The 1,625-nt window shown below is 40.6% G+C and carries 1 protein-coding gene; it reads left to right on the top strand.

Annotation, left to right across the window (positions count from 1 at the left end):
• Nucleotides 1-79 precede the first annotated feature (79 nt).
• Nucleotides 80-1,606, top strand: a complete 1,527-nt coding sequence (locus tag C7460_RS23395; protein WP_115870562.1) for an IS1634 family transposase — start codon at nt 80-82, stop codon at nt 1,604-1,606.
• Nucleotides 1,607-1,625 lie beyond the last annotated feature (19 nt).

Here is a 1,625-nt window from a genome sequence, read left to right as displayed (position 1 = left end):
TTCATACTAAAAAGTGTGTTTCTGGCTTTTGAGTAAGGTTTTTACTTGAAAAGTGACTGACCCAGCGTAATTTGTAGGCGTGTTTATACGTCAAAAACAAAATGCCAGTGGCAAAATCAGTGTTCAGATTATTGATACGTCGGGGCCCAAGGATCGTCTGGTCAAAACTATAGGTTCCAGCTCAGACCCTCTTAAGGTGGAGGAATTGATGAATCAAGCCAAAGAATGGTTGGCCAACTACACGGGTCAGCAATCGTTATCTTTTGGTTTTGTAGAAGATGAGCACTTTGTTGAAAACTTGAAAAACGGACTTAACAAGGTATTATTGGTTGGTCCGTCTTTAATTCTCGGTAAAATTTATGATGAGATCGGATTCTCTAAAGTTGGTGATGATATGCTCAGGCACCTGGTTATTAGCAGACTGGTATTTCCGCTGAGCAAACTTAAAACCTGTGAATACCTGCTCCGTTATCAAAATCTGGAAGTCAGTGTAGATCAGATCTATCGCTATCTGGATAAGATTCAAGCTAACTTCAAGCAAGAGTTACAACAGATTAGTTATAATCATACCTTGACACTGCTGGGAGGTAGTCTCTCTGTGGTCTTCTATGATGTGACCACTCTCTATTTTGAAGCCAGTGATGAAGACGATTTACGTAAAACTGGTTTTTCGAAAGAAGGAAAGCATCAACACCCTCAAATCGTTCTAGGCTTACTTGTAAGCACCAATGGCTACCCCCTATCATTTGAGATGTTTGAAGGGAACCAGTTTGAGGGTCATACCATGGTACCTGTATTAGAAGCCTTTAAACGAACCTTTCAGATTGATAAGCTCATTGTAGTGGCCGATGCAGGTTTGATGTCAAAAAAGAACCTTGAATACCTCAGTGAACGTGGTTATGAGTTTATCATTGGCGCTAGATTGAAAAACGAAAGCACCTCCATTAAAGACAAGGTACTAGCTCTTAAATTAAAAGACGGGCAGAGTGCCTTACTCGACTATCCAGGAGGTCATAGACTGATCGTTACCCACACTACCTCCAGAGCAAAAAAAGACCGTAGAAACAGAGAAAAAGGCCTGCAGAAGATAGAACAGAAACTTAAAAGTGGTAAGCTCAGTAAACAGCACATTAATAATAGAGGATACAATAAGTATCTCAAACTACAAGGAGAAGTCAATATCTCTATAGATTATGAGAAGTTCGGAGCTGATCAGCAGTGGGATGGTTTAAAAGGTTACCTGACAAACAGCAAACTATCCAAAGAACAAGTAGTAGCTGAGTACAATGAACTCTGGCAAATCGAAAAGGCTTTTAGAATATCTAAAACAGACTTACGCGTAAGACCGATCTACCATCGTTTGCCAAAGCGAATAGAGGCACACCTTATCGTCGCTTTCTGCTCCTACAAAGTCTACAAAGAGCTCGACAGACAACTCAAGGCGCAAAAATCTGATATAAGTCCTCAAACAGCCATTGAGCTAATGAAAACTATCTATCAGATAAATGTGCGCCTTCCCAAGTCAAAAAACATCCAAAGCGTGATCTTCACAGAAGGAGAACCGCAAAAGCAACTAATGAAAATGTTCGGCTTTCAAACTGACTGACCCAGCGCGGAAAACAGGA

This window comes from Marinoscillum furvescens DSM 4134, from assembly GCF_003386095.1.
In the GTDB taxonomy this organism is placed as follows: domain Bacteria; phylum Bacteroidota; class Bacteroidia; order Cytophagales; family Cyclobacteriaceae; genus Marinoscillum; species Marinoscillum furvescens.
Note: the sequence above shows the minus strand (reverse complement) of the source record. Positions and strands in the feature narration are given on the sequence as shown.